The sequence below is a fragment of the Pseudonocardia sp. DxW genome (assembly GCF_058448985.1).
In genome coordinates this window covers 127,332-146,139 of record NZ_JBZFLK010000009.1, presented here as the reverse complement: position 1 = coordinate 146,139, position 18,808 = coordinate 127,332, and the positions used below count along the sequence as shown (strand labels likewise).

20 protein-coding genes are annotated in these 18,808 nt (G+C 74.1%); 11 read left to right on the top strand and 9 right to left on the bottom strand.

Annotated elements, in window-relative coordinates:
* Positions 1 to 6: 6 nt before the first annotated feature.
* Entirely contained in the window at positions 7 to 666 is a 660-nt protein-coding gene (gene nucS / locus ACVJO7_RS16125) for an endonuclease NucS (protein ID WP_491673540.1), read from the bottom strand.
* A 45-nt stretch (positions 667 to 711) separates the two neighbouring features.
* Here nucS and ACVJO7_RS16120 point away from each other — a divergent pair, with 45 nt between their 5' ends.
* Positions 712 to 1,254: an NUDIX domain-containing protein gene (locus ACVJO7_RS16120; protein ID WP_344024518.1), complete on the top strand. Its 543-nt coding sequence runs from the start codon at positions 712 to 714 to the stop codon at positions 1,252 to 1,254.
* Here ACVJO7_RS16120 and ACVJO7_RS16115 read toward each other — a convergent pair.
* Together ACVJO7_RS16115 and ACVJO7_RS16110 are read right to left on the bottom strand one after the other, a co-directional pair.
* The gene (locus tag ACVJO7_RS16115) at positions 1,212 to 1,970 is read right to left on the bottom strand and encodes an HAD-IA family hydrolase (protein WP_344024494.1); all 759 of its coding nucleotides are present in this window, start codon (positions 1,968 to 1,970) and stop codon (positions 1,212 to 1,214) included. The two genes, ACVJO7_RS16120 and ACVJO7_RS16115, sit on opposite strands and share 43 nt — an antisense overlap.
* Positions 1,967 to 2,911: a phosphoribulokinase gene (locus ACVJO7_RS16110; protein ID WP_344024492.1), complete on the bottom strand. Its 945-nt coding sequence runs from the start codon at positions 2,909 to 2,911 to the stop codon at positions 1,967 to 1,969. The genes ACVJO7_RS16115 and ACVJO7_RS16110 overlap by 4 nt, the downstream gene beginning before the upstream one ends.
* Positions 2,912 to 3,020: 109 nt before the next feature.
* Between ACVJO7_RS16110 and ACVJO7_RS16105 the strand changes: the two genes are divergently transcribed.
* From ACVJO7_RS16105 to ACVJO7_RS16085, 5 genes are read left to right on the top strand one after another with little or no spacing between them, the layout of a single operon-like run.
* On the top strand, positions 3,021 to 3,683 hold the full coding sequence (locus tag ACVJO7_RS16105; RefSeq protein WP_344024490.1) for a response regulator: 663 nt from the start codon (positions 3,021 to 3,023) through the stop codon (positions 3,681 to 3,683).
* A complete protein-coding gene (locus ACVJO7_RS16100) occupies positions 3,680 to 4,909 on the top strand; it encodes a GAF domain-containing sensor histidine kinase (protein WP_491673539.1) in 1,230 nt (409 codons plus the stop codon). The genes ACVJO7_RS16105 and ACVJO7_RS16100 overlap by 4 nt, the downstream gene beginning before the upstream one ends.
* A gap of 24 nt (positions 4,910 to 4,933) precedes the next feature.
* Positions 4,934 to 6,364 carry a form I ribulose bisphosphate carboxylase large subunit gene (locus ACVJO7_RS16095; RefSeq protein ID WP_344024486.1) on the top strand — a complete coding sequence of 477 codons (1,431 nt, stop codon included), beginning with the start codon at positions 4,934 to 4,936 and terminating at the stop codon, positions 6,362 to 6,364.
* Between the two features lie 13 nt (positions 6,365 to 6,377).
* Positions 6,378 to 6,824, top strand: coding sequence for a ribulose bisphosphate carboxylase small subunit (locus ACVJO7_RS16090; protein ID WP_358481320.1), 447 nt, complete (start codon positions 6,378 to 6,380; stop codon positions 6,822 to 6,824).
* Positions 6,811 to 7,992 (top strand): AAA family ATPase, encoded by a 1,182-nt coding sequence (locus ACVJO7_RS16085; RefSeq protein WP_491673538.1) that lies wholly within the window; start codon positions 6,811 to 6,813, stop codon positions 7,990 to 7,992. Before ACVJO7_RS16090 ends, ACVJO7_RS16085 begins: the two co-directional genes overlap by 14 nt.
* A gap of 69 nt (positions 7,993 to 8,061) precedes the next feature.
* Here ACVJO7_RS16085 and ACVJO7_RS16080 read toward each other — a convergent pair whose 3' ends face one another.
* Both ACVJO7_RS16080 and ACVJO7_RS16075 read right to left on the bottom strand, forming a co-directional pair.
* Positions 8,062 to 8,595 (bottom strand): hypothetical protein, encoded by a 534-nt coding sequence (locus ACVJO7_RS16080; RefSeq protein ID WP_491673537.1) that lies wholly within the window; start codon positions 8,593 to 8,595, stop codon positions 8,062 to 8,064.
* Between the two features lie 84 nt (positions 8,596 to 8,679).
* Positions 8,680 to 8,976, bottom strand: coding sequence for a type IV toxin-antitoxin system AbiEi family antitoxin domain-containing protein (locus ACVJO7_RS16075; protein WP_491673536.1), 297 nt, complete (start codon positions 8,974 to 8,976; stop codon positions 8,680 to 8,682).
* 163 nt (positions 8,977 to 9,139) lie between these two features.
* Between ACVJO7_RS16075 and ACVJO7_RS16070 the strand changes: the two genes are divergently transcribed.
* Complete coding sequence (locus tag ACVJO7_RS16070) at positions 9,140 to 10,024, top strand: LysR family transcriptional regulator (RefSeq protein WP_491673535.1); 885 nt, start codon at positions 9,140 to 9,142, stop codon at positions 10,022 to 10,024.
* Between the two features lie 99 nt (positions 10,025 to 10,123).
* On the opposite strand, the gene ACVJO7_RS16065 is transcribed toward ACVJO7_RS16070, so the two are convergent.
* From ACVJO7_RS16065 to ACVJO7_RS16055, 3 genes are all read right to left on the bottom strand, one after another.
* Positions 10,124 to 11,134 (bottom strand): class I fructose-bisphosphate aldolase, encoded by a 1,011-nt coding sequence (locus ACVJO7_RS16065; RefSeq protein ID WP_491673534.1) that lies wholly within the window; start codon positions 11,132 to 11,134, stop codon positions 10,124 to 10,126.
* Between the two features lie 116 nt (positions 11,135 to 11,250).
* Positions 11,251 to 12,492, bottom strand: a complete 1,242-nt coding sequence (locus tag ACVJO7_RS16060) for a cytochrome P450 family protein (protein ID WP_491673533.1) — start codon at positions 12,490 to 12,492, stop codon at positions 11,251 to 11,253.
* A 38-nt stretch (positions 12,493 to 12,530) separates the two neighbouring features.
* Complete coding sequence (locus ACVJO7_RS16055) at positions 12,531 to 13,283, bottom strand: TetR/AcrR family transcriptional regulator (protein ID WP_491673532.1); 753 nt, start codon at positions 13,281 to 13,283, stop codon at positions 12,531 to 12,533.
* A gap of 72 nt (positions 13,284 to 13,355) precedes the next feature.
* Here ACVJO7_RS16055 and ACVJO7_RS16050 point away from each other — a divergent pair, with 72 nt between their 5' ends.
* From ACVJO7_RS16050 to ACVJO7_RS16040, 3 genes are read left to right on the top strand one after another with little or no spacing between them, the layout of a single operon-like run.
* Entirely contained in the window at positions 13,356 to 14,129 is a 774-nt protein-coding gene (locus tag ACVJO7_RS16050; RefSeq protein WP_491673531.1) for an enoyl-CoA hydratase-related protein, read from the top strand.
* 57 nt (positions 14,130 to 14,186) lie between these two features.
* The gene (locus ACVJO7_RS16045) at positions 14,187 to 15,080 is read left to right on the top strand and encodes a transporter substrate-binding domain-containing protein (RefSeq protein ID WP_491673530.1); all 894 of its coding nucleotides are present in this window, start codon (positions 14,187 to 14,189) and stop codon (positions 15,078 to 15,080) included.
* A gap of 36 nt (positions 15,081 to 15,116) precedes the next feature.
* A complete protein-coding gene (locus ACVJO7_RS16040) occupies positions 15,117 to 16,229 on the top strand; it encodes a methyl-accepting chemotaxis protein (RefSeq protein WP_491673529.1) in 1,113 nt (370 codons plus the stop codon).
* Positions 16,230 to 16,241: 12 nt separating this feature from the next.
* Here the strand turns inward: ACVJO7_RS16040 and ACVJO7_RS16035 are convergent, their stop codons facing one another.
* The gene (locus ACVJO7_RS16035) at positions 16,242 to 18,266 is read right to left on the bottom strand and encodes a protein meaA (RefSeq protein WP_491673528.1); all 2,025 of its coding nucleotides are present in this window, start codon (positions 18,264 to 18,266) and stop codon (positions 16,242 to 16,244) included.
* Positions 18,267 to 18,472: 206 nt separating this feature from the next.
* On the opposite strand from ACVJO7_RS16035, the gene ACVJO7_RS16030 reads away from it, so the two are divergent.
* Entirely contained in the window at positions 18,473 to 18,808 is a 336-nt protein-coding gene (locus ACVJO7_RS16030) for a hypothetical protein (protein ID WP_232021227.1), read from the top strand.

Below are 18,808 nucleotides of genomic sequence, written 5' to 3'. Positions count from 1 at the left end.
GACCGCTCAGAACAGCCGCATCTCCTTCGACGTCATCCCGCGCAGCTCGTCGTAGTCGACGGTCGCGCAGCGGATCCCGCGGTCGGTCGCCAGGGTCCGCGCCTGCGGCTTGATCTGCTGGGCCGCGAACACCCCCTGCACCGGGGCGAGCAGCGGGTCCCGGTTCATCAGCTCCAGGTACCGGGTCAGCTGCTCGACGCCGTCGATCTCGCCGCGCCGCTTGATCTCCACCGCGACGTGCCCGCCGTCGGCGTCGCGGCACAGCAGGTCGACCGGCCCGACGGCGGTCATGTACTCGCGGCGGACCAGCGTCCAGCCCTCGCCGAGGGTCTCCGGGTGCGCCGCCAGCAGCTCCTGCAGGTGCGCCTCCACACCGTCCTTGACCAGGCCGGGATCGACGCCGAGCTCGTGCGTCGAGTCGTGCAGCACCTCGTCGATGGTGATCACCAGCGACTCGTCGGCCTTGTTCCGCACCGTCCACACGCCGGGCTCCTCGGTGAGCCAGCAGGGCGGGGACATCCAGTTCAGCGGCTTGTAGGCGCGGTCGTCGGCGTGGATGCTCACCGAGCCGTCCTGCTTCACGAGCAACAACCGCGGGGCCATCGGCAGGTGGGCGGTCAGCCGTCCTGCGTAGTCCACCTGGCAGCGGGCGATGACGAGGCGCACCCGGCTCACTGTAAGCCGACCGTGATCGGCGAAGCTGGGCGGGTGATCGAGCAGATCTCGACCCGCCGGGTGTACGCGAACAGCTGGATGACCGTCCGCGAGGACGGCATCCGGCGCGCCGACGGCACCGAGGGGATCTACGGCGTCGTCGACAAGCCCACCTACGCCCTGGTGATCCCCCGCGACGACGACGGCCGGCTGCACCTGGTCGAGCAGTTCCGCTACCCGGTCGGCGAGCGCCGCTGGGAGTTCCCGGCGGGCACCGCGCCGGACCGGGCCGAGGCCGATCCGGCCGAGCTGGCCGTCCGCGAGCTGGTCGAGGAGACCGGCCTCGCCGCGACGGCGATGACCTTCCTCGGGATGCTCGACGTCGCGCCCGGCATGTCCAGCCAGCGCGGCCACGTCTATCTCGCCACCGGTCTCACCGCGGGCCCGCCGCAGCGCGAGCACCAGGAGCAGGACATGCGCTCCGCCTGGTTCACCCCGGACGCCTTCGAGGAGCTCACCCTGCGCGGCGGGATCACCGACGCGCAGACCCTCGCCGCCTACGCGCTGCTGCGCCTGCACGACTCCCGCCGGACCCGCTGACCGTCCGCGAGCAGGCCGCCGAGCAGCTCGGCGTCCAGCGCCGGATCCCCGTCGAACGACTCGCGGACCAGCGCCGCACCGCCGACGTCGTGCCCGGCGGTGGGCCCGGACCGCACCACCACCGTCACCAGGCCCGCCCCGAGCGCGGCCCGCAGGCCGGCCGCCGAGTCCTCCACCGCCACCACGCACGACGCCGGCATCCCCAGCCTGCGCAGCGCCAGCCGGTAGCAGCGCGGATCCGGTTTCAGCGCGGTCACGTCGTCGCCGTAGACCGCCACGTCGATCTCCTGCGCGACGTCGCCGATCAGGTGCCCGACCAGCGGTTCCGCCCACTCCCGGCGACCGGTCGTCACCACCCCGATCCGGACGCCGTGCCGGCGCAGGTCGGCGACCAGGGTCCGGACGCCCGGCCGGGCCGGGATCGACCCGGACCGGGCGTGCTCGGCGAACAGCGTCGTCTTGGTGCGGTGCACCCGTTCCGCGATCCGCTCGGCGGCGTCGGCGGCGTGGCCGCGGGCCCGCAGGTCGGCGGCGATCCGCTGCCTGCCCCCGGTGACGGCGAGCAGCCGGGCGTAGTGGTCGGCGTCCCAGTGCACACCGACGCCGTGCTCGGCGAACGCCCGGTTGAACGCCGGGCGGTGCCCGTCCCGCTCGGTCTCGGCCAGCGTCCCGTCCACGTCGAACAGCACCGCCGACGGCACGTCCCCGGCGCTCACCGGTCCAGCTCCATCAGGTGGAACAGGATCAGCAGCTGGGCGATCGCCAGCGGTTCGCTGCGGTCGTCGCCGATCCGGCCCAGGCCCGCCGGGGCGTCCCGGCCGGGCGCGTCCAGCTCCGTCCAGATCGCCTTCTCCACCGCGACCGACTCCTCCCGGGGCACGTAGCCGTGCACGTGCAGCGACTCCACCGGGCGTCCGTCCGGGTCGCGCTCCAGCTTGAGGTGCATCGCCCGGCTCAGCCCCGGCTGCAGCACCCCGGTCAGGTCCGGGTGCGGGATCGTCGGGCGCAGCATCACCGTCGCCGACAGCGGCGTGCCCGCCGGGTCGTTGCGGCTCTCGATCGGCGCGAACCGGACCACCAGGTCGGCGTGCCTGCGCTGCGGGCGGATGTGCTCGGCCGACTCGGGCTCGCGCCGCTCCAGCTCGGCGATCACCTGCTCCGGGTCGTAGCCGCGCTTCGCGCAGTCCCGCTGCACCTTCCAGTCCCGGCGGATCTCCTCCGGCGGGTCCAGGTACACCGTGACGTCGAAGCACGCCCTGGCCAGCTTCGAGTACAGCGGCAGCAGGCCCTCGACGATCACCACCGGCGCCGGTTCGACCAGTTCGGGCCGGACCAGCTCGCCGGTCGAGTGGTCGTAGACCGGTTTGAGCACCGGCTCGCCGGTCGCGAGCAGCTGCAGGTGCTGCTCCATGATCCCGATGTGGTTGCAGTCCGGGTGCAGCGCCGTGAACGGCAGCCCGCGGCGTTCGGTCCGGTCGTAGCGGTGGTAGTCGTCGGTGCACAGCGACACGCAGCGCTCCGGGCCGAGTGCCTCCACCAGCCCGCGGGTCAGCGTGGTCTTGCCCGCGGCGCTGTCCCCCGCGATCGCCAGCATGATCGGTCGGCGGCGCGCCTCGTCGGGCCCGGCCCGCCGGATCCGCAGTGACTTGTCCGGCACGGCGGTCCTCCTCTCCCCGTCGGGTGGCCGACGCTAGGGAGCGGACGGGGCCGCGGGCTCCCCCGGCTCGGGGGAGCCGCGGGGGGAGAACCCGCCCTATGGTGGGCGGATGACGGGCGCCACACCGCTGCGGCTGGTCGTGGTCGACGACCACGAGATGGTCGTCCAGGGTCTCAAGGCCATGCTGGGGCCGTTCCGCGGCCGGGTCCGGGTGGTCGGCACCGCGCACGACGCGGCGGCGGCGCTGGCGGCCGCGGTCTCGCTGGAGCCCGACATCGTGCTGTGCGACGTCCGGATGGCCGGCGAGTCCGGGCTGGACCTGTGCCGCAGGCTGCGCGAGCGGCTGCCCGACCAGAAGGTCGTGCTGCTGAGCGTCTACGACGACGAGCAGTACCTGTTCCAGGCGCTGCGCGCCGGGGCAGCCGGGTACCTGCTGAAGCGGATCGGCGGCGAGGAGCTGGTCCGCCAGCTGGAGCTGGCCGCGACCGGGACGACCGTGGTGGACGCGACGATGGCCGGCCGGGCCGCGGCGTCGGCGGCCCGCCTGGAGCGCAACGAGTTCTGGCCCGGCGCCCGGCTCGGGCTCACCCACCGGGAGAGCGAGGTGCTGGCGCTGCTGGTCGCCGGGCACTCGAACCGGTCGATCGCGGCCGAGCTGGTGATCGGCGAGGAGACGGTGAAGTCGCACGTGCGGGCGGTGCTGCGCAAGCTCGACGTGCCGGACCGGACGGCCGCGGTCGCCGCCGCGCTGCGGGAGGGGGTGTTCCGGTGAGCCCGCGCGGGCTGGGCCTCGGCGACCCGGAGCGGGAGAACGCCGTCCTGCTCGGCATCATCGAGGCCACCGCGAGCGGCCCCGGGGTGGAGCCGCTCGCGGCCGCCGTCGCCCGGGTGATCACCGAGGCGACCGCGACCGACGTCTGCTTCGTGCACGTGCTCGACGACTCCGACCGCGCGCTGACGCTGGCCGGTGCCACCCCGCCGTTCGACGCCCGGGTGGGGACCGTGCACCTGCCGCTCGGGCGCGGGGTGAGCGGCTGGGTCGCCGCGCACCGCACCCCCGCCGTGATCACCGACGACAAGGGCGCTGATCCGCGCTACCTGCCGATCCCGGAGCTGCGCGGCCAGGACTACACCTCGATGGTGTCGGTGCCGATGCTGTCCGAGCCCTACGGGCTGGCCGGCGTGCTCAACGTGCACACCGTCGACCGTCGCGAGTTCGGCGACCGCGACGTCCGGCTGCTGCTGGCGATCGGCAGGCTGCTCGCCGCGGCGCTGCACCAGGCCCGGATGCACCGCAGGCTGCGGGCCCGGGAGCGGGCGCACGAACGGTTCGCCGAGCAGACCGTCGCCGCCCAGGAGACCGAGCGCCGCCGGCTCGCCCGCGACATCCACGACGGCATCTCGCAGCGGCTGGTCACCCTGTCGTTCCACCTGGACGCCGCCGGGACGCTGCTCTCCCGCGGCGAGACCGCCGACGCCCGGGCCGAGCTGGCCAGGGCGTCCGACCTGGTCGGGACGACGCTGGACGAGGCCCGTTCGGCGATCGGGGCGCTGCGCCCGCCGGTGCTCGACGATCTCGGCCTGGCCGGGGCGCTCGCCGCGCTGGCCCGCGACCTGCCGGTGCCGGAGGTCCGGCTCGAGCTCGACGAGCGACGGCTGCCCGACCACGTGGAGGTCGCGCTGTACCGGATCGCGCAGGAGGCCCTGCAGAACGTGCTCAAGCACGCCGGGGCGTCCCGCGTCGTGCTGCGGCTGGCGGTCGACGACGACGGCGTCCGGCTGGAGGTCGCCGACGACGGGACCGGCCTGGCCGGCGTCCGCGAGGGCTACGGGACGGCCTCGATGCGCGAGCGCGCCGAGCTGATCGGTGGGATCGCCCGGCTGCGGTCGCGTCCCGGTGCCGGTACGACCGTCGTCGTCACCGCTCCTCATGTCACAGCACCCCACTCTGAGCCATCTGGCGAAGAGTCCGACCGGAACACTCGATTGTCCGACTGACGGTCCGGCCGCACGCTGGAGCCCATGAGCGATCGATGGAGCGCAGGCGTCATCCCCTACGCCGAGATGGGGTACTGGCAGCCCGACTACCAGCCGAAGGACACCGACCTGCTGTGCGCCTTCCGGGTCACCCCGCAGGACGGGGTGCCGCCCGAGGAGGCCGGGGCCGCCGTCGCCGGTGAGTCCAGCACCGCGACCTGGACGGTCGTCTGGACCGACCGGCTGACCGCCTACGAGCACTACCAGGCCAAGTGCTACCGGGTGGAGCCGGTGCCGAACACGCCCGGCCAGTGGATCGCCTACATCGCCTACGACCTCGACCTGTTCGAGGAGGGCTCGATCGCGAACCTGACCAGCTCGATCATCGGCAACGTCTTCGGGTTCAAGCCGCTCGCCGCGCTGCGGCTGGAGGACATGCGGATCCCGCCGCACTACGTCAAGACCTTCGCCGGGCCGCCGCACGGGATCGTCACCGAGCGCGAGTACCTGAACAAGTTCGGCCGCCCGCTGCTGGGCGCGACCACCAAGCCCAAGCTCGGGCTGTCCGCGCGGAACTACGGCCGGGTCGTCTACGAGGCGTTGCGCGGCGGGCTGGACTTCACCAAGGACGACGAGAACATCAACTCCCAGCCGTTCATGCGCTGGCGGGACCGCTACCTGTCCTGCATGGAGGCGGTGAACCGGGCGCAGGCCGAGACCGGCGAGGTGAAGGGCCACTACCTCAATGTCACCGCGGCCACGATGGAGGACATCTACGAGCGCGCCGAGTTCGCCCGCGAGCTGGGCAGCGTGATCGTGATGGTCGACCTGACCGTCGGCTACACCGCCATCCAGAGCCTGTCGACGTGGGCCCGGCGCAACGGCGTCATCCTGCACCTGCACCGGGCCGGGCACGGCACCTACACCCGGCAGAAGAACCACGGCGTCAGCTTCCGGGTGATCGCCAAGTGGATGCGCCTGGCCGGGGTCGACCACATCCACGCGGGCACCGTCGTCGGGAAGCTGGAGGGCGACCCGAACGCGGTCGCCGGCTTCTACGACGTGCTGCGCTCCGGGCGCAGCGAGGCCGATCCGGTGAAGGGCCTCTACTTCGACCAGGACTGGGTGTCGATGCCGGCGACCATGCCGGTCGCCTCCGGCGGGATCCACGCCGGGCAGATGCACCAGCTGCTGCACCATCTCGGCGAGGACGTCGTGCTGCAGTTCGGCGGCGGGACGATCGGGCACCCGATGGGCATCGCCGCCGGCGCCGAGGCGAACCGGGTCGCGGTCGAGGCGATGATCAAGGCCCGGAACGAGGGCGCCGACTACCTGGCCCAGGGCCCGGAGATCCTGCGCGCCGCCGCGAAGCGCAACCGGCCGCTGGAGACGGCGCTGTCGACCTGGGGCGACATCACGTTCGACTACGCCTCCACCGACACCCCGGACGTCACGACCACCCCCACCCCGGCCTGAGACGGAGGCACCGATGCGCGTCACCCAGGGCACCTTCTCCTTCCTGCCCGATCTCACCGACGACGAGATCACCGCCCAGATCCGCTGGGCGCTCGACCACGACTGGCCGTGCGCCGTCGAGTTCACCGACGACCCGCACCCCCGCAACACCTACTGGGACATGTGGGGCATGCCGATGTTCGACCTGGCCGACCCGGCCGGGGTGCTGGCCGAGATCAACGCCTGCCGGCAGGCCCATCCGGAGCACTACGTCCGGGTCAACGCCTACGACGCCTCGCTGGGCCGGCAGACCGTGGCCCTGTCGTTCCTGGTGCAGCGGCCCTCGGCGGAGCCGGGATTCCGGCTGGACCGGACCGAGGGCGCGGACCGGCGGATCGGGTACACCGTGCACCCCTACGCCACCGAGCGTCCGGCGGGCTCGCGCTACGGGGCGTCCGGGAACGGCCGTGCGCCGCACTGAGAACGGCGGGCCGGGGGCCGCTGACGCCGGGCCCACCGCCGGCCCGTCGCGGACCTCTGGCGCCGCCGCCGCGGCGCCGACCCGGATCGCGTTCGGCTCGGCGGCCCCGCCCGGGTCCGCCGAGCGGGAGCGCCCAGCCGGGCCCACCACGTCGGCGCGCCCAGCCGGAACCACCGGTTCGACGCGCCCGGCCGGGGCCACCGGTTCGACGCCCCCGGCCGACCGGTCGGCGCCGGACCCCGCCGGCCCCGCCGGGTCAGGGCCCGAGCCGGAGCCCGAGCTCGGCCCCGGGGACACCGTCGACCTGGACGAGGTCCGCCGCGAGGCCGGCGTCGACCGGGAGCTCGACGCCCTGGACCGCGAGCTCGTCGGGCTGGCACCGGTGAAGCAGCGGCTGCGCGAGCTGGCCGCGCTGCTCGTCGTCGACCGGGTGCGGGCCCGCTTCGGGCTGACCACGCTGACCCCGACCCTGCACATGTGCTTCACCGGCAATCCCGGCACCGGCAAGACGACCCTGGCCCGCCGGATGGCCGGCCTGCTGCACGGCCTGGGCTACCTGCGCACCGGGCACCTGGTGTCCGCCACCCGGGACGACCTCGTCGGCGAGTACGTCGGACACACCGCACCGAAGACCAAGGAGACCGTCCGGCGGGCGCTCGGCGGGGTGCTGTTCATCGACGAGGCCTACTACCTGCACCGCCCCGGCAACGAACGGGACTACGGCGGGGAGGCCATCGAGATCCTGCTGCAGGCGATGGAGGACCACCGGGGCGACCTGGCCGTGATCCTGGCCGGCTACGCCGACCGGATGGGCACCTTCTTCACCGCCAACCCGGGGATGCAGTCCCGGGTCGCCCATCACGTCGACTTCCCGGACTTCTCGGTCGACGAGCTGGCTGAGATCGGCCGCCGGATGACCGACGAGCTCGGCCTCGCGCTCTCCGACGACGCCCTGACCGCCCTCCACGACTACCTGGAGCTGCGCTCGGAGCAACCCTTCTTCGCCGGTGCGCGCAGCGTCCGCAACGCCCTCGACCGGGCCCGGATGCGCCAGGCGCTGCGCCTGGCGAACGCCCCCAGCGCGATCGTCACCCGCGACGACCTCCGCACCCTGACCGCCGCCGACCTGCGCGCCAGCCGCGTCTTCGACGGCGGCCACGCTCGCTGACGCCGCCGCACAGGTTCCGCGACGACCGCACTGGTTCCGTCTGGTGCGGTCGTCGCGGAACCTGTGCGGTCAGGGCACCAGCGCGGCGCGCAGGCGGGCGGCGGGGCCGCGGAAGTCGGCCAGGTCCTGCCAGGTCCAGCGGTGCACGGCGAATCCGGCGGAGCGGATCCGGTCCTCGCGCAGCTTCTCGGAGTAGAGCGCGTCGGTGTCCGGTTTTCCGCGACGGCCGTACTTGACCCGCCCGTCGAACTCCCCGATGACGCGCTGCCGCGGCCACGCGAAGTCGGCGAAATAACGGTGGCCGGCGACGACGATCGGGAACTGCAGCTCAGGCTCCGGGAGCCCGGCCACCGCGAGCGCGACCCGTGCCCGCGACTCCCCCACGCTTCCGGAGCGCCCGTCCGCGAACGCCGCCACCCGGCGAACCGCTCCGGCACCGCGGCGCCCCGCCGCGGCCGCGACCGCCATGTCGAGCTCATGCCGCAGCAGCGGCGGCGGCACTCCCCGCTCCCGTCGTGCCAGCGCGGAATCGGCGAGCGCGACCGCGGTCTCGAAGCCGGCCGTCCGGGCGATGTCGACGACCGTCCGGGCGCACGTGGTCACCGCCAGCCCTCCGACGACGGTGCGGTCGGAGGCACCCAGCGGGGACGGGTGCAGGTGCAGGTCCCGGGTCCGGCGACCGCCGTACTAGCGGTCCCTGGTGACGTGCACCCGGTCCAGCGGCAGGTTCCACACCGCGAGCCCGTGCAGCACCGCCGCAGACACGTGGCTGGCCACTGCGGCCTCACCGAGCTGCGCCAGCACGGCACGTGTCGTGGCGTGGTGCCGCTCGACCGCATCGGCGGGGAGCGCTCCGTCGAGATAGGCGCCGCGGCGGAGTTGCCGCAACACGCCGCTTCGCCTCGCCCGGCGCAGCTCGTCGTCGCTCCATCCCGCCGCGCGCAACTCACGTCGCAGCCGGATGATCCGCCCCGCTTCGTCCACACCGTCCAGCGAACACCTCCGTCATCGCGGCCACGGCCGGCCGATCGCGATCGCACACCTGCCGACGGCGACCGCATACGGCTCAGCACCACCGCACGAGCCGAGACGTGTGCGGTACCCACAGAGCATGTGCGGCAGCCGAGCCGGCTCGTACGCTCAGCGGGTGACGACCACGGCCCGGATGCGCGCGTTCGTCGCGCTGGCGGAGCACGGCTCGGTCCGCGGGGCCGCGGCGAGCCTGTTCGTCACCGAGTCGACGGTGTCGGCGGCGGTCCGGGCGCTGGCCGAGGACGTCGGCGTCCCGCTGATCGAGCGGGACGGCCGCGGGGTCCGGCTGACCGCCGCCGGGCGCCGCTACGCCGGCTACGCGCGGCGGGTGCTCGGCCTCCTCGAGGAGGGCGCCGCCGCGGCCCGCGGCGAGGCCGATCCGGAGGACGGCCGGGTCCGGCTGGCCGCCGTCACGACCGCGGGCGAGCACCTGCTGCCCGGGCTGCTGGCCGGGTTCCGTGCCCGGCACCCGGGCGTGGCGCTGGAGGTGGACGTGGCGCCCAGCGACCGGATCTGGCCGATGCTCGCCCATCACGAGGTGGACGTGGTCGTCGCCGGGCGGCCGCCGTCGACGGCACGGGACCCGGGCGCGTCCGGCCCGCCCGCGGTGCGCGCGGTCCGGGACAACGTGCTGGTCGTCGTGGGTGCGCCCGGAGCCGACCACGCCCCGGCGACGGCGACCTGGCTGCTCCGCGAGGCCGGTTCCGGGATCCGGACGACGCTGTCCGCGCTGCTCGACGCGCTCGGCGTGGACCCGCCGCGGCTGGTCCTCGGCTCGCACGGGGCGACCGTCGCCGCCGCCCGGGCCGGGCTCGGCGTGACCCTGGTGTCCCGGGAGGCGGTGCGCAGGCTGCTCGCCGACGGGGAGCTGATCGAGCTCGACGTGCCGGGGACCCCGCTGGACCGGCCGTGGCACGTCGTCACCCATCCGGACGCGACGGCGAGCACCGGGCTGCTGCTCGCGCACGTGCTCGGGACCGCGCCGTGGCGGGCGCCGTGACCGGTGCGTTCCGCGGAACGCGCCGCCGCTCGCCGGTGCGAGGCGGCGCGAGGCGGCGCGAGGCGGCGCGAGGCGGCGCGGCGGGCCGCTGACCCCGGCTCAGGCAGGCACCGGCGCGGGGGCGGTGTTGCGCCGCACCTCGGCGAGCAGCGCCTCCTGCGCGGCGGGCACCGCGTCCGGGTCGCCGCGCCAGGCGTGCAGCGCCGGGCTCACCAGCGCCCTCCCGAACGAGAAGGTCACCGGCCACGGTGCCGTCAGCTCCCGGATCGCGGCGAGGTTCGCCGCGGCCGTGGCCGGGGCCCAGCCTCCCGACAGGAACGCGACCCCGGCGAGATCGTCCGGGACGGTCGCGCGGAGCACGTCCAGTGTGGCCCGGCCGACCGAGGCCGGATCCGCCACCACGGCGTCGGCGCCCGCGGTGACCATGTTCGGCTTGAGGACGGTCGCGGCGGGATCGACCCCCGCGTCGGCGAGCGCGGCGGTGACCGTCGCCAGCACCCGCGCGGTGACGGTCGCGGTGCGGTCCAGCGGATGGTCGCCGGCCGCCAGCACCTCCGGCTCGACGATCGGCACCAGCCCGGCCTGCAGGCAGTCGGCGGCGTAGCGGGCCAGCGCGTGCGCGTTCGCCCGGATCGCCCAGTTCGACGGCAGGTCACCGGTGATCCGGAAGACCGCGCGCCACTTGGCGAACCGGGCCCCGAGCGCGGCGAACTCCGCAGCCCGCTCCGGCAGGCCGTCCAGCCCGGTGGTGACCGTCTCGCCCGGCGCCCCGGCCAGCGGCGCGGTGCCGGTGTCGACCTTGATCCCGGGCAGCATGCCGAGCCCGGCGATCCCCTCGGGGAAGGTGCGGCCGTCGGCGAACCGCTGGCGCAGGGTCTCCTCGCAGAGGATCACCCCGTTCACGCCGTCGGCCAGCCCGTCGGCGGTGACCAGCAGCTCCCGGTAGGTGCGGCGCCGCTGCGCGGACGCCGGCACCCCGGCGTCGTCGAGCCGTTTCGACATCGTCGCGACGCTCTCGTCGGCGGCCAGGATCCCGCGTCCGCCCGCGACCAGCCGGCGCGCGGTGGCCCGCAGGCCGCCCGCCTGCGGCGCTCCCGCTCGGTCCGTCATCCGTGCACCTCCCGTGAGTGGTGTCCGGCGGGTACTGCCGGGCACGGCCCGACGCTAGGTCCGCGGCGGCACACCGCCCTCCCCCGCCGGGTGGACCCGGCGGGGGAAACCGGGCCTCAGGACACCAGCACGGGCAGCTGCGCGACCCGGCTCATTCCGGGCTGCGGCACCCAGGTGATCTCCTGCGCGGGGACCGCGAGCCGCAGGCGCGGGAAGCGGTCGAACAGCATCCGCAGCCCGGCGTCACCCTCCTGCCGGACGAGCGCGGCGCCCAGGCAGTAGTGCGCACCCTGACCGAACCCGAGATGGCCCTCGCCGCGCCCGGTGTCCCGCCGCAGGTCGATCTCGTCCGGCCGGTCGAACGCCCGCGGATCGTGGTTCGCCGGCAGCAGACCGGCGATCACCGGGGTTCCGGCCGGGATCGGCACACCGCCCAGCTCGACGTCGGTGACCGGATACCGGAACTGGGTGAACTGCACCGGCCCGCGGGCCCGCATCAGCTCGTTCACCGCGGCCGGCCACCGGTCGGGCTCCGCCCGCAGCAGCGCGAGCTGGTCGGGCCGGGTCAGCAGGGCCAGCGCCCCGTTCGACAGCAGGTGCGCGGTGGTCTCGTGCCCGGCCATCACGATCGCGAAGATCATCGTGACCATCTCCTGGTCGGAGAGCCGGTCGCCGTCGTCCTCCTGGGCCGCGATCAGCGCGCTGACCAGGTCGTCGGCCGGTTCCGCGCGGCGCGCCGCGATCAGCTCGTGCACGTGTTCGACGGCGGCGCGCAGCACGCCGGGGATCCGCTCCGGATCCATCGACGTCAGCACCCGGCCCCACCGGTGCCACTGCGCGCGATCCGCCTCGGGGACCCCGACCAGCTCGCAGATCACCGTGATCGGCAGCGGATAGCCGAACGCCTCGACCAGATCGACCGGGGTGCCGTCCGCACCGGCCGCGGCGATGTCGTCGAGCAGGCCGGCGACGATCTCCTCGACCCGGGGCCGCAGCGCCTGCACCCGTCGCACCGTGAAGGCGCGGGAGACCAGCTTGCGCAGCCGGGTGTGGTCGTCGCCGTCGGCGGTGAGGATCGTGCGGACCAGGTAGCCGACCAGGTCATCGGGCACGCCGGCCCGGCGCAGCAGCGCGTCCCGGGCGTTCACCCCACCGGCGAGCTCGGGATCGGTGACGAACCGCGGATCGGTGAGCACCGTCCGGACCTCGTCGTAGCGGGTCACCAGCATCATCGGCGGGCCACCCATCAGGGAGACGGTCGCCGCGGCCGCCTGCTCGCGCAGCCGGGCGTATCCGGCGTACGGGTCGTCGGTGAAGTCGGGTGCCAGCAGGTCCGGCGCTCCGGTCGGTGCGGTCATGTCGTGCTCCCCTCGGTGGTGGTCCGACGGGCCCGGGATCACCGGGTCCGGCGGCGCCATTCGGTGTCGATGTGCTCGATCAGCGGCCGGTAGAGCGCGGCCGCCCCGGTCGCGACGGACGCCGCGGCGGCCGCCTCCTGCTCGGGATCGAGGCCGGGTGCGACGAGCAGGCAGCGGACCGCGTACTCGAGCAGCTCGCCGCGCCCGCCCTCGCCGACCAGCGCCGTGACCTGCGGCAGGCTGTCGGTGAGGAAGAAGCCGTAGATCACCGATCCCCAGTTGTGCATCTGCTGCTCCGCGGGCAGGTCGGTGGCGACCAGCCCGGCGCCGCGGAGCAGCCGGAAGTACCGCCGGACGACGTCCTCGCGCATGGCCGCGAGCTCGCCGAGCGCCCCCGCCGCCTCGTGCGCGAGCCGCCCGAGCACCTCGGCGTCGCCCAGGTAGATCGCCCGGGCCACGGCGTCGCCGCGCATCCGCTCGTAGAGCAGCCGGGACATCCGCCACGGCAGCGCGTTCGCCGGCTCGGCGGCCATCCGGTCGGCGAGATCGGCGAACAGCCGCCGCTGCGCCCGCAGCAGCACGGTCAGGAACAGCGCCTCCTTGGTGCGGACGTGCAGGTAGACGGTGCCCTTCCCGACCCCGGCCCGGCGGGCGACGTCCTCGACGGTCACTCGCCGGTACCCCCAGCGCACGAGCAGCTCGGCGGCCGCGTCGAGCACCCGCTCCATCCGCTCGGCATCTCCCGGGACCTGCTCCGCCACCGACACGACACCTCCGCTCATTGACTTCATGACCAGAATCGTCAGTCCGGTCAAAGTTCACGATAGCTTCGCCGCACCGCCCTGTCGAGATACCGTCGGGCCATGGCCGACTACGAGCACCTGCTGGTCAAGCAGGACGGCGACACGGTCCGGATCACGATGAACCGGCCACAGCGCCGGAACTCGCTGACCGCCGATCACCTTCGGGAACTGCTGGACGCCTTCGAGAGCGCCGGCAACAGCGACGCGACCGGGATCGTGCTCGCCGGCGGGGGCAAGGCGTTCTCCTCCGGACACGACTTCGGTGATGTCGCGGACCGCGACCTGGCCGGGGTGCGCGACCTCCTCCGGCTGTGCACGACGGTGATGCGCACCGTGCAGGAGGTCCCGCAGGTCGTCGTCGCGCGGGTGCACGCGACGGCGTGGGCGGCCGGCTGCCAGCTCGTCGCGTCCTGCGATCTCGCGGTCGCCGCCGAGTCGGCGACGTTCGCGCTGCCGGGCGGCAAGGGCGGCTGGTTCTGCCACACCCCGGCGGTCCCGGTCGCCCGCAACATCGGCCGCAAGCGGCTGATGGAGCTGGCCCTGACCGGGGACCCGATCGACGCCGCGACCGCCGCCGGATGGGGCCTGATCAACTACGCGGTGCCCGACGACGAGCTGGACGCCAGGGTCGACGAGCTGCTCGCCAGGGCCACCCGCGGCAGCCGGCTGTCCAAGGCCGTCGGCAAGCAGACCCTCTACGCCCAGCTCGACCGTCCGGAGGCGGACGCCTACCGGATCGCGTCCGAGGTCATGGCCTCGATGTCGCAGTCCGGCGGGGCCCGGGAGGGGATGGCGTCGTTCCTGGAGAAGCGCCCGCCGGAGTGGTCGGACTAGCGACGCGCCGCGGCCCGGCGGCCCCGGCCGCACCGATCACCTAGGCTCGTCCGGACCATGAACGACCTCATCCGTCTGAGCCGGCGCCGCCTGCTGGGCACCGCGGCGGTGCTCGGCGGGGCCGCGATCGGGCTGACCGGCTGCGGCCGCGAGTCGGCCGACGCACTGACCCGGTTGCGGGCCGGCGGCGACGTCGTGGTCGGGCTCTCCGGCGAGCGCCCGTTCGGCTTCACCGACGGCGTCGGACGGCCGACCGGGCAGAGCCCGGAGGTGGCCCGGGCGGTCGTCGCCGGTCTCGGCGGCGGCGGGCTGGTCGCGATGCAGGTCCCGTTCGAGCGGCTGGTCGAGGACCTGCTGGACGAGCGGTTCGACCTGATCGCGGTCGGCCTCACCGTCACCCCGCTGCGCTGCCAGCAGGTCGCGTTCTCCCGGCCCGACTACATCGCCCGGACCGCGCTGCTGGTCCCGACCGGCAACCCGCTGGGCGTCGCGACGCTCGGCGGCGTCCGGCGGTCCGGCGCCACGCTCGGGGTGCTGCGCGGCTCCGCCGAGTTCGAGTACGCGCTCGCCGCCGGCATCGGGAGCGAGCGGATCGTCCCGTTCGACTCGCAGGGCGCACTGGTCCGCGGCGTCGCCGCCGGGGAGGCGCAGGTCGGCGCACTCACCCGGATCTCGCTGCTGGACGAGGTGCGCCGCAACGCCGGCATCGGGCTGCAGGTCACGCCCGGCTTCGCGCCCGAGGTGAACGGCCGCCCGGTCGTCGGTGCCGGGGCGTTCGCGTTCCGGCCCGCCGACTCCGCGTTCCGCGCCGAGTTCGACCGCGGGCTGACCGCGCTGCAGGAGTCCGGCCGCTGGCTGGAGCTGGCGCGTCCGTTCGGGTTCACCGAGGAGAACCTCCCACCGCCCGATCTCACCGTCGACGACCTCTGCGCGCGCACACCCGAGTCGTGACCCCCCGGACGCCGCCGGGATGCGAGGATCCCGCACATGGCGCTGCGCATCGCCGGGATCCCGGTCCCCGGCCCGTCCGACCTGCTCTCCGGGGCGGCGGCCGTCGTCGACCGGACCGGTGAGCTGGCCGGCACGGTGGTCGCGCTCCCGGCCCGTGCCGGTGAGCTGATCGACGACATCGGGTCGCTGGTCGGCCGGATCGGCACCATCGCGGGCCGGGCGGAGGCGCTGCTGGACCGGGTGGACGGCGTCGTCGACCGGGCCGAGGGGCTGCTCGTCCGGGTCGACTCGGTCGCCGGTGACGCGACCGGCGTGGTCGAGCGGATCCGGCCGGTGGCCGAGCGCGCGGAGCAGCTCGTCGAGCGCGTCTCCGGCGTCGCGGTGGACGCCGAGTCGCTGGTCTCCCGGGTCACCGGCGTCGCCGACGACGCAGGCGAGCTCGTCACCCGCGTCACCACCGTCGCCGGGAACGCCGAGTCGCTGGTCACCCGGGTCACCACGGTCGCCGAGCGGGCCGACGGCCTCGTCGAGCAGGTCACCACGGTGTCCGAGGAGGCGGGCGGGCTGGTCCGCCGGGTCACCACCGTCTCGGAGAAGGCCGAGGGACTCGTCGAGCAGGTCTCGGTCGTCGCCGGGAACGCCGAGGGCCTGGTCGCCCGGGTGGACGCCGTCGCCGGCGAGGCGGACGGGATCGTCCGCACCACCACCACCGTCTGCGACCGGGCGGGCAACCTCATCTCCCAGGTCGAGCAGGTCACCACGGACGCGACCGGCGTCATCGGATCGGCCCGCCAGGTCGCCGACCGGGCGAACGAGGTGGTCACCGAGGCTAGCGGGGCCAGCCGGCAGGCCGGCGAGCTGCTCGACCTCTACGGCCCGCTGGCCCGGCAGGCGGCGCCGCTGGCCCGCAAGTTCGTCGACGAGCTGTCCGAGGACGAGATCCACGCCGCGATCAAGCTGGTCGATCAGCTCCCGGTGTTCACCGAGCACATGGAGAACGACATCATGCCGATCCTGGCGACCCTGGACCGCGTCGGCCCGGACGTGCACGAGCTGCTGGACGTGCTGAAGGAGGTCCGGCAGGCGATCGTCGGGATCCCCGGCTTCCGGCTGCTCAGCCGCCGGGGCAGCGAGAAGACCGGGGACTGACCGGACCGCCCCTCACCCCAGGTCGAGCCCCTGCGCCTGCCTGATCAGGGTCACGATCTCGTCCATCATCTCGGTCATCCGGTAGTTCTTCGGCGTGAAGACGGCGGCGATCCCGCCCTCGCGCAGCCGCTTCTCGTCGTCCGGCGGGATGATCCCGCCGACCACGACCGGGATGTCCCCGGCGCCGGCCTCGCGCAGCCCGCGCACCACCGACGGGACGACCTCCAGGTGCGACCCGGACAGCACGGACAGCCCGACCGCGTGCACGCCCTCCTGCACGGCGGCCGCCACGATCTGCGACGGGGTCAGCCGGATGCCCTGGTAGACGACCTCGAAGCCGACGTCGCGGGCGCGCACGGCGACCTGCTCGGCGCCGTTGGAGTGCCCGTCCAGGCCGGGCTTGCCGACCAGCATCCGCAGCCGCTGGCCCAGCTCGTCGCCGGTCGCCCGGACCCGCTCACGCACCTCGGCGATCTCGGTCGCGGCCTCGCCGGACGCGCTCGCCCCGGACACCCCGGTCGGCGCCCGGAACTCGCCGAACACCTCGCGCAGCGCACCCGCCCACTCGCCGGTGGTCACGCCGGCCTTGGCGCAGTCGATCGAGACCTGCATCAGGTTCTGGTCGGTCTTGGCCGCGTCCCGCAGCGCGCGCAGCGTCTCCTCGACGGCGGCCTGGTCACGATCGGCACGCCAGGCCTGGATCGCCTCGACCGCGGCCTGCTCGGTCGCCGGGTCGACGGTGAAGATCGCCCCCGCGCCTTCGGCCTGCAGCGGGCTCGGCTCGGTCGTCTCGAACTTGTTGACGCCGACCACGACCTCCTCGCCGGACTCGAGCCGGCGCCGCCGCTCGGCGAGCGAGCTGACCAGCTCGCCCTTCATGTAGCCGCTCTCGACGGCCTCGACCGCGCCGCCCATCTCCTGCACCCGGTCGATCTCCGCCCGGGCGCCCTGGACGAGCTCGGCGACCTTGGCCTCGACGACCCGCGAGCCGTCGAAGATGTCCTCGTACTCGAGCAGATCGGTCTCGTAGGCCAGCACCTGCTGCATCCGCAGCGCCCACTGCTGGTCCCACGGGCGGGGCAGGCCGAGCGCCTCGTTCCAGGCCGGCAGCTGGACGGCCCGGGCCCGGGCGTCCTTGGACAGCGTGACGGCGAGCATCTCCAGCACGATCCGCTGGACGTTGTTCTCCGGCTGCGCCTCGGTCAGGCCCAGCGAGTTGACCTGGACGCCGTAGCGCAGCCGGCGCTGCTTGGGGTTCTCGACGCCGTAGCGCTCCTTCGTGATCTCGTCCCAGAGCCGGCCGAGGGCGCGCAGCTTGCACATCTCCTCGACGAACCGGATGCCGGCGTTGACGAAGAACGAGATGCGGCCGACGACGTCGCCGAACTTCTCCGGCGGCACCTGGCCCGAGTCGCGCACCGAGTCGAGCACCGCGATCGCGGTGGACAGCGCGTAGGCCAGCTCCTGCTGCGGCGTCGCGCCGGCCTCCTGCAGGTGGTAGCTGCAGATGTTGATCGGGTTCCACCTGGGGATCTCGGTGACCGACCAGGCGACCATGTCGGTGATCAGGCGCAGGCTCGGCCCGGGCGGGAACACGTAGGTCCCGCGGGACAGGTACTCCTTGACGATGTCGTTCTGGGTGGTCCCGGCCAGCTTCCCGCGGACCTCAGAGTAGTCGAGGCCCTGCTCCTCGGCCTGCTCCTCGGCGACCGCGACGTAGAGCGCCAGCAGCCACATCGCCGGGGCGTTGATCGTCATCGAGGTGTTCGCCTCGGCCACCGGGATGCCCTCGAACAGCGCGCGCATGTCGCCGATGTGGCTGACCGGGACGCCGACCTTGCCGACCTCGCCCTTGGCGAGCTCGTCGTCCGGGTCGTATCCGGTCTGGGTGGGCAGGTCGAAGGCGACCGAGAGCCCGGTCTGCCCCTTCGCCAGGTTCCGCCGGTACAGCTCGTTGGTCTTCGCCGCCGACGAGTGCCCGGCGTACGTGCGGATCACCCACGGGCGGTCGCGCTCACGATCGGTCGGGTAGGGCACCGGACACCTCCGCGTCGTCATCGGCACAGTCGGCACAGCCTGCACGGATACTACTGGCGAGTAGCCGCTGGGCGTCGCCGAGTCGGCACTCGTCACACCCCTGTGCGCGGCAAACTACGCGATCCGCGCGGGAAACCGAGCGCTGGATCGGTTCACCCCGTCCGCTCGGCGAGGCGCCCGGCGCCCACGGGTGCGACCATCGACCGATGAACCTGGACCTCGTCCCCAGGCTGGGCACGGTGATCGGCCTGGTCACGACACTGGTCCTGATCGGGTTGCTGCTGCGCTGGACGTTCGGCCACCAGCGGAACGTGAAACTGCCCACCGACGACCCGGACGACCCGGTGGCGACCGGCCTGCTCACCGAGGTGTCCCGGGTCCCCGGCCCGGACGCCGCCCGGGTGCTGCGCGACCGGTTGCGTGCGGCCGGCATCCGGGCGACCGTATCCCGCGACGAGACCGGAGCCGGTTACGCGCTGCTGGTCTTCCCACGCGACGTCAAGGACGCGAAGGTCGTGCTGTCCCGCGGCTCGTTCGAGTAG

Coding starts and splice junctions, on each gene's coding strand:
- ACVJO7_RS16105 (WP_344024490.1), top strand. CDS start 3,021: ATGACGGGCGCCACACCGCTGCGGCTGGTCGTGGTCGACGACCACGAG.
- ACVJO7_RS16095 (WP_344024486.1), top strand. CDS start 4,934: ATGAGCGATCGATGGAGCGCAGGCGTCATCCCCTACGCCGAGATGGGG.
- ACVJO7_RS16090 (WP_358481320.1), top strand. CDS start 6,378: ATGCGCGTCACCCAGGGCACCTTCTCCTTCCTGCCCGATCTCACCGAC.
- ACVJO7_RS16065 (WP_491673534.1), bottom strand. CDS start 11,134: ATGACGGACCGAGCGGGAGCGCCGCAGGCGGGCGGCCTGCGGGCCACC.
- ACVJO7_RS16060 (WP_491673533.1), bottom strand. CDS start 12,492: ATGACCGCACCGACCGGAGCGCCGGACCTGCTGGCACCCGACTTCACC.
- ACVJO7_RS16055 (WP_491673532.1), bottom strand. CDS start 13,283: ATGAAGTCAATGAGCGGAGGTGTCGTGTCGGTGGCGGAGCAGGTCCCG.
- ACVJO7_RS16050 (WP_491673531.1), top strand. CDS start 13,356: ATGGCCGACTACGAGCACCTGCTGGTCAAGCAGGACGGCGACACGGTC.
- ACVJO7_RS16045 (WP_491673530.1), top strand. CDS start 14,187: ATGAACGACCTCATCCGTCTGAGCCGGCGCCGCCTGCTGGGCACCGCG.
- ACVJO7_RS16040 (WP_491673529.1), top strand. CDS start 15,117: ATGGCGCTGCGCATCGCCGGGATCCCGGTCCCCGGCCCGTCCGACCTG.
- ACVJO7_RS16030 (WP_232021227.1), top strand. CDS start 18,473: ATGAACCTGGACCTCGTCCCCAGGCTGGGCACGGTGATCGGCCTGGTC.